Below are 7,006 nucleotides of genomic sequence, written 5' to 3' on the forward strand. Positions count from 1 at the left end.
CGGCGGGGGCCGGGCACCGTGCCGCGGTGTCAGCCCAGGTGCCGGGTGAAGAACCGCAGCGAGTCGTCCAGTTCGAACGACGGCACGTCCCCGTGGTTGCCGGGGTTGGCGTACAGCGTCTTCTCGGGCGAGGCCAGCGCGTCGTACAGCGCCAGGCTCTGGTCCCGGGGAACCAACCGGTCGTCCCACTGGACCACGAACCGCACCGGCACCGTGATCCGCGCGGCGTCCTCGGCGAGCCCGTGCACGCCGAGCAGGCCCAGCACCGCGGCGCGGATCCGGGGTTCCGCGACGAGGAGCGGAATGCCGAGCCCGCAGCCCATCGACAGCCCGCAGTAGCCCACCGGTCCGGCGCCGACCCGGTCGAGGCGCTGGACCGCGGTCAGGACCGCCCGCCAGTCCGCGACGGCCCGGCCGGCCAGATGTCCGTGCATGTCCGCGACCAGCGCGCCCGGATCCTCACCGGCGGCCGTACCGGCCCGCAGGGCGGCCGCGATCCGGCCGAACTCCTCGCTCTGGGGCCGGTCGCCGTGGTGGGGCGCGTCGATCGCGACGACCGCGAAGCCCTCGGCGGCGTAGCGGCGGGCGCGGGCCACGGTGCCGGGGGCCGTCTTGTGCTGCCGGCCGCCGTGGCCCAGCAGGATCAGAGGGCGCGTACCGGAGGCGCCGTCAGGCGTCCAGAGCACGCCGGGGATCTCGTCGAGGGTGAAGAACTGCTCGGTGACGCCGTCCGACGACGTCGTGGAGGTGAAGCGCATCTGCGTTTCAAGCCTTTCGGGATGCCTTGTGCGGGCACTCCCTGGACCATGCGAAGGAGGGAGCCCCGACCTGTCACAGCGTTGATGGGTCTCACCTCCTCGAACTCGCGGTCATGCACGGCGGCGCCGAACGTATCACGGGCTCCGTCCTGTGCGGTGGGCGTTCCGTTCCGGTGCGGACAGGTGGTCAGCAGGCGTTCTCGTGGTGCGATACGGCCTGCGCCGGCCGGGATGCCGGGGTGGTGGCCCTGGCGGCTGCGCGAGCGCGGGCGTCGGGGAGGGTGAAGGCGAAGGCCGCGGTCGCCGCCGCGACGGCGGCCAGGGCGAGGTAGGTGTACTGGTAGGCGGTGACGGGCGGATCGGCGACGGAGGCCGCGGGCGTGCCGAGGACGAGGGCGGTGGTCACCGCGACCGGTGCCAGGGCTCCTCCGGTCTGCCGTACGACGGTGTTGAGCGTGGACGCCTGGGCCAGGTCCTGCCGGTCGACGTTGGCGAGCGAGGCCACCGTCGTGGGCATGAAGACCCCGCCCATGGCGATGCCCAGCAGGAACATGTAGGCCCGGAAGGTCCACAGACTCGTGTCCTCGTCGCAGGTGGCGAAGAGCAGGAGCACCACGCTGACGCCGGCCAGCCCGCATCCGACGATGATCCGCGGGCCCACCCGGGCGTAGAGGACCCCGACGACCTGGACGGTCAGCAGGACGCCGAAGGCCTCGGGGAAGGTGCTGGTGCCGGACTCCAGCGCGCTGCGGCCCTGGGCCTGCTGGAGAAAGAGCGGGCCGAGGTACATGGCGCCGAGGATCGGGATCAGGCCGATCAGGTTGATCAGGTTGGTGTCGCGGAAGAGCCGGTCCGCGAAGAGGCGGAGTTTCAGGAGCGGTGCGGTCACGCGCAGCTGGTGGACGGCGGTGGCGGCGAGCAGGATCGCGCCGAGCACCAGGGAGACGAGCACGGGGACGGAGGACCAGCCCCGGCTGGGCCCTTCGGAGATCCCGAACATCGCGGCCCCCAGTCCCGCCGCGCTCAGCAGCAGGCCGGACAGGTCGAACCGGCCGGGCAGCCGGCCGCGGTGCTCGGCCAGGAAGAGCATGCCGAACAGGACGACGGGCAGGCCCACCGGCACGTTGACGTAGAAGACCCACCGCCAGGACAGATGGTCGACGAGGAGGCCGCCCAGGATCGGGGCGGCGGCCGGTGCCATCTGCTGCGGGATGATCATGTAGCGGGAGATCCGCACCTGGTCGGAGGCGTTGAAGGTCGCGAAGAGCAGGGCGGCGGAGGCCGGGAACAGCACACCGGCGGACAGCCCCTGCACCGCGCGGAAGGCCACGAGCTGGGCGAGGTCGGCGGCCGTGCCGCACAGCAGGGACGAGCACAGGAAGACGGTGAGCGCGGTGAGCAGGACGCGCTTGCCGCCGAACCGTTCGACGAGCCAGGCGGAGACGGGGATCGTCATGGCCAGACACACCGGGTAGACCACGACCACCCCGTCGAGGGCGGCCGTGGTCAGCCCGAACTGCCGGGCGATGGCGGGCAGGGCCACGGTGGTGATCGCCCCGTCGACGATCGCGATGAAGGTCACGCTGACACACATCACGGGGACGACGAGGCGCTGGCCGAGCCGGAAGGAGGAGCGGGGCCGGAGAGGGCCGAGGAAGCGGAGGGGACGGAGAGGCGTGCGGGAGCGACGCGGGGACAGCTGCACATACTGAGCATACTCACTATGTCGATGCTCATAGAATCGGGTTTCCGGTGGAACGCGCGACGGGGAGCGACACATGGCAGTACAGGGCAGCAGCGACGTCCTGGTCGACGAGCTCTACGAGACGACGCAGCAACTGCGCCGGTTCGTGGAGAACCGGCTGCGGGCCGGCGGCGCCTCGGTCGCGCGGCTGCGGGCCCTGCGGATGCTCGCGCGCGCCGAGCGGCCGCTGCGGATGCGGGACCTGAGCGAGATGACGGGCGTCGCGGCACGTACCACGACCAGCATCGTCGACAGCCTGGAACGGGACGGCCTGGTGGAGCGGGTCCGCCACCCCGACGACCGCCGCGCCTTCCTCCTCCGGCTGACCGACGACGGCCTGCGGTGCCATCGCGAGGCGGAGGAGGTGGACCGTCTGGCGCTCGCGGAGGCGACGGCCGGGCTCACCCCGGAGGACCGTGAGCGGTTCCGGGCGCTGCTGACGGTCGTCCGCGAGGCGACGACCGACCTGCGCTGACGAGATGACCGGCTTATGGCGGGACCGTGACTTCCGCAGGCTCTGGGTGGGTCAGACGGCCTCCCAACTCGGCGAACACACCAGTCTGGTGGTGCTGCCGCTCTTCGCCGTCCTGACCCTGGACGCCGGGGCCGGCCAGGTGGGCGCCCTGCGCGCGGTGGGGCAGGCTCCCCTCCTGCTGCTGTCGCTCTTCGTCGGCGCGTGGGTGGACGGATGGCGGACCCGTACGGTGATGGTGCTGGCGGACGCCGGGCGGGCCCTGGCGCTGGGCGCCGCCGCCGTGGCCGGCCTCCTCGGCGGGCTCGTCCTGCCGGTGCTGCTCGTCGTCGCCTTCGCCGTCGGGGCTCTGTCGGTGTTCTTCGACGTGGCGTACCAGGCGTCTCTGGTCCGGCTGGTGCGGCGCGATCAGCTGGTGCGGGGCAACAGCGCGCTGGAGGGCAGCCGGTCCGCGGCGCAGATCGGCGGTCCCGCCCTCGGCGGTGCGTTGGTGACCGTGTTGTCGGCGCCGATCGCCGCCGTGTCCAGCGCGGTGTTCTTCGCGCTGTCGTTCCTGACGATACGACGGATCGGTCGCCGCGAGTCCGTCCCGGCGGGCTCGGAGCGGCGGGAGCGCCTGGAACGCGCGGAACGCCTGAAGCGCGCAGAACGCGCGGAGCGGCCGGAGCGATCGGAACGGCCGGAGAGGCCGGAGAGGCCGGAAGGCACGGAACGCTCGGAACGGCCGGAGCGATCTGAGCGCCCGGAAGGCACGGAACGGCCGGAGCGATCGGAGCGCCCGGAAGGCACGGAACGCTCGGAGCGGCCGGAGCGGCCGGAAGGCGCGGAACGCCCGGAACGCCGGGAACGCCCGGAGCGCCCTGACCGGCCGCAAGGCGTTCCCCCGGACCGGCCACAAGACGCTCCCCCAGAGCGGCCGCAAGGCGTTCCCCCGGTCCGGCGGCGGATCCAGGCGGGTCTCCGGTTCGTCGCGGGTGACACCTCGCTGCGGACGGTGTGCCTCGCGTCCGCCGCCTTCCAGTTCTTCTTCGCCGCCGTGATGACCGTCTATCTGCTCTTCCTGCCGCGGGACCTGCACCTCTCGGGTACCGCCGTCGGGCTGGCCCTCGCGGCGACGGGGCCGGGGGCGCTGCTGGGTTCGCTGCTGGCCGCCCGTCTGCCGGGCCGCTTCGGACATGGCCGGGTGCTGGTCGGCGCGGCGGCACTCGGCGACGGCGTGTTCCTGTGCGTGCCCGCGCTGCACGGCTCCTCCGCGGCGACGATCACCGCGCTCTGCGCGGTCAACCTCGTCTTCGGGACCTTCGGCCAGCTGGTGAACGTCACGGTGATGGCCGTCCGGCAGACCGTCACGCCGGACGGGATGCAAGGCCGCGTGGCCGCGACGATCACCTTCGTCGGTATGGGGCTGACCCCGCTCGGCTCACTGCTCGGCGGCCTGCTGGCACAGGAGTGGGGGACGCGCCCCAGCCTCCTGGTGACGGCCACCGGCATGCTGCTGTCACCGGCACTGATGGCCCTCTCCCCCCTCGCCCGGCTGGGACGGACCCTCCCCGCTCCGGCGTAGTCCCGGCACCACCCCCTCGCACCGTGCACGGTGGCCCGCCCCGCCGAAGAATTGTCGGTTTATGCTAATTTTTACCTATTCGGTCGACACGCTGTCTGTCCTACTCATGAGAGGTGCGGTGAACGATCTCGGGGCTGGGCCGCACGACCCCGGGAAACATCGTCCGGCGTGTGCCGGAGTCAGCGAGCTGCGTGAGACGCATGAACGCCACTTCGTCCTCTTCCTCGGCTTCGCCGTTCGACATGGTCAGCGGGGCCCTGGCGGATTACATCCCGAAGGGCGGAGCCAAGGCGGCCGCGGGTCGCGCCGATTCGCCGGGCGGGGATGACATGCGTCCCCCCAGGGCCACCGGCGCGGAGCCCGACGATCGGGAACAGATCCTCGGGGCGGTCAATCTCGACCGGGATCTGCGGATCACCAGCTGCAACGTGGACGCCGCCCCTTTCGCCGGGGTGACGGTCGCCCCGGGGGACTCCTTCGCCGATCTGCTGCCTCCCGGGGACGTGCCGACGGTGACCCGGCGCCTGCAGAGGGTCCTCGACACCGGGGAGGCGCACGTCGCCCGCGTCCAGCGCCTGCGGCGCAGCGACGGGTCGGAGCTGGTGGTGTCGATGAGCATCCTGCCGGCCGCGACACCGCAGGAGGGGCTGACCGTCTCCCTGATCGCCATGGCCAAGCGGCTGCACCTGTACGCCTCCGCCGCCGCGATCGGGACGTCCCTCGACATCGGGGAGACCGCGCAGTCCCTGGCCCAGTCCCTGCTGGCCTGGGGGGACGTGGCCGCCGTCGACCTGGACTACGCCGTGTGGACGGGCGAGGCGGTCACCGAGCAGGCACAGGACCGCATCCGGCTGCGGCGGGCCGCCCTGGTGCCGGACCGGGCCTGGCCCGAGGGGTACCTGACGCCCGGGGACAACCTTCCCCAGGAGGCGAGCCGTCTGCTGGCCGGCGCGGTCATGCGGGACGACGTACCGCAGGCCATCGTCGTCAGCGAGCGCGAGGCCATCGAGCGGGCACTCGGCGACCGCCGGCTGGTGCGCGCCCTGGTGCCCGGCGACCAGCCGGTGAGCGTCGCCTGCATCCCGCTCGTCGTGGAAGGGCCGCACGGTGCACCCGGCCCGATCGTGCTGGGCGTGACGGAGGTCTGGCGCCGGCCGGAACGCCCCTTCCGCGAGGGTGAGCTGCTCGATCTCCAGGAACTCGTGGCCAAGACCGCCCGCCATGTGGACCTGGCCCGCCAGCATCAGCGGGAGCACGCCCAGGTCCTGGCGCTGCAACGCCGGCTGCTGCCCCGGGTCGGCAGCGAGACCATCGAGGTCGCCAGTGTCTACGAGCCCACCACCCCCGACAGTGCAGGCGTCGGCGGGGACTGGGTCAACAGCTTTCCGCTGCCGGGCGACCGGACCGCGCTGGTGGTCGGCGATGTCGTGGGGCACGGTCTGGGGGCCGCGGCGGCCATGGGCCAGCTGAGCATGGAGGCCCGCGCCCTGCTGTCGGCGGGACTGGGCCCCGGGGAGGTGCTGGAGCGGCTGGACGAGACGGTCACCCTGCTGGACGACACGGACGCGGGGCTGGCGGCCGGATACAGCGCGCTGGGCTCGACGTGCTGCATCGCGGTCTACGATCCCGTCGACCACCGGGTGGTGATGTCCAACGCCGGTCACCTCCCCCCGGTCCTCGTCCATCCCGACGGGTCCGCCAAGGCCGTTTCCACGCAACCCCATCCGGCGCTGGGGGCCGAGTTCGCCGTACGGGAGCCGTTCGACGTGCACGAGTTCGCCGCGCCGCCCGGCTCGCTCCTCGTCCTCTACACCGACGGCCTGGTCGAGGATCCGTCCGCCTCGATCGACGACGGCATCGGCCGGCTGACGGACGTGGTGCGCGAGGTGCATCCCTGGGACGATCTCCAGCAGGCCGCGCGTCGCGTGGTCGCCCGGCTGGCCCCGCAGGAACCCCTGCGCGACGACGTGACCCTGCTGCTCGCCCGGATGGCCGGCCGCCGCGGCCGGGACACCGTCACCTGGCGGCTGCCCGCCCGCGACGACACCGCCGCCCGCGCCCGCGCCCTGGCCTCCCCGGTCCTGCGGCGATGGCACATCGGCTGCCCGTACCGGGACAACGCGCTGCTGGTGATCAGCGAACTGGTCACCAACGCCGTCCGGTTCGGCACCGGGCCCGTCACGGTGCGGCTGGTGCGGGCCGGGGACCGGCTGTCCTGCGAGGTCGGCGACAGCGGCAACGGCCGGCCGCGCCTGCGCCGCGGTGTGCCGCTCGACGACCGGGGGCGGGGGCTCCACGTCGTCCACAAGCTGACCACCCGCTGGGGCGTGCGCTGGACCGAGACCGGCAAAGCGGTCTGGGCGGAACTGGAGGCCTAGGTCGTGTCCGCAAAGTGTCGGCGTCGTTGGTCCGTTCGTGGTGCGTCGTCATGAGCTGACTGATGAGTCGTGGGCGGTGATCGAGCCGTT

Annotated in this window: 5 protein-coding genes; 3 read left to right on the forward strand and 2 right to left on the reverse strand. The window is 72.8% G+C overall.

Annotated elements, in window-relative coordinates:
- Positions 1–29: 29 nt before the first annotated feature.
- Positions 30–758: an alpha/beta hydrolase gene (locus tag ABZ490_RS42300; protein WP_359002975.1), complete on the reverse strand. Its 729-nt coding sequence runs from the start codon at positions 756–758 to the stop codon at positions 30–32.
- 187 nt (positions 759–945) lie between these two features.
- Entirely contained in the window at positions 946–2,352 is a 1,407-nt protein-coding gene (locus tag ABZ490_RS42305; RefSeq protein WP_359002995.1) for a DHA2 family efflux MFS transporter permease subunit, read from the reverse strand.
- 184 nt (positions 2,353–2,536) lie between these two features.
- On the opposite strand from ABZ490_RS42305, the gene ABZ490_RS42310 reads away from it, so the two are divergent.
- From ABZ490_RS42310 to ABZ490_RS42320, 3 genes are all read left to right on the forward strand, one after another.
- Positions 2,537–2,977: a MarR family transcriptional regulator gene (locus ABZ490_RS42310; RefSeq protein WP_359002977.1), complete on the forward strand. Its 441-nt coding sequence runs from the start codon at positions 2,537–2,539 to the stop codon at positions 2,975–2,977.
- 4 nt (positions 2,978–2,981) lie between these two features.
- Positions 2,982–4,538 carry an MFS transporter gene (locus ABZ490_RS42315; RefSeq protein ID WP_359002979.1) on the forward strand — a complete coding sequence of 519 codons (1,557 nt, stop codon included), beginning with the start codon at positions 2,982–2,984 and terminating at the stop codon, positions 4,536–4,538.
- 200 nt (positions 4,539–4,738) lie between these two features.
- Positions 4,739–6,916 (forward strand): SpoIIE family protein phosphatase, encoded by a 2,178-nt coding sequence (locus ABZ490_RS42320; protein WP_359002981.1) that lies wholly within the window; start codon positions 4,739–4,741, stop codon positions 6,914–6,916.
- The last annotated feature ends 90 nt before the right edge of the window (positions 6,917–7,006 follow it).

This window comes from Streptomyces sp. NPDC005811 (assembly GCF_040630405.1).
Taxonomy (GTDB): Bacteria; Actinomycetota; Actinomycetes; order Streptomycetales; family Streptomycetaceae; genus Streptomyces.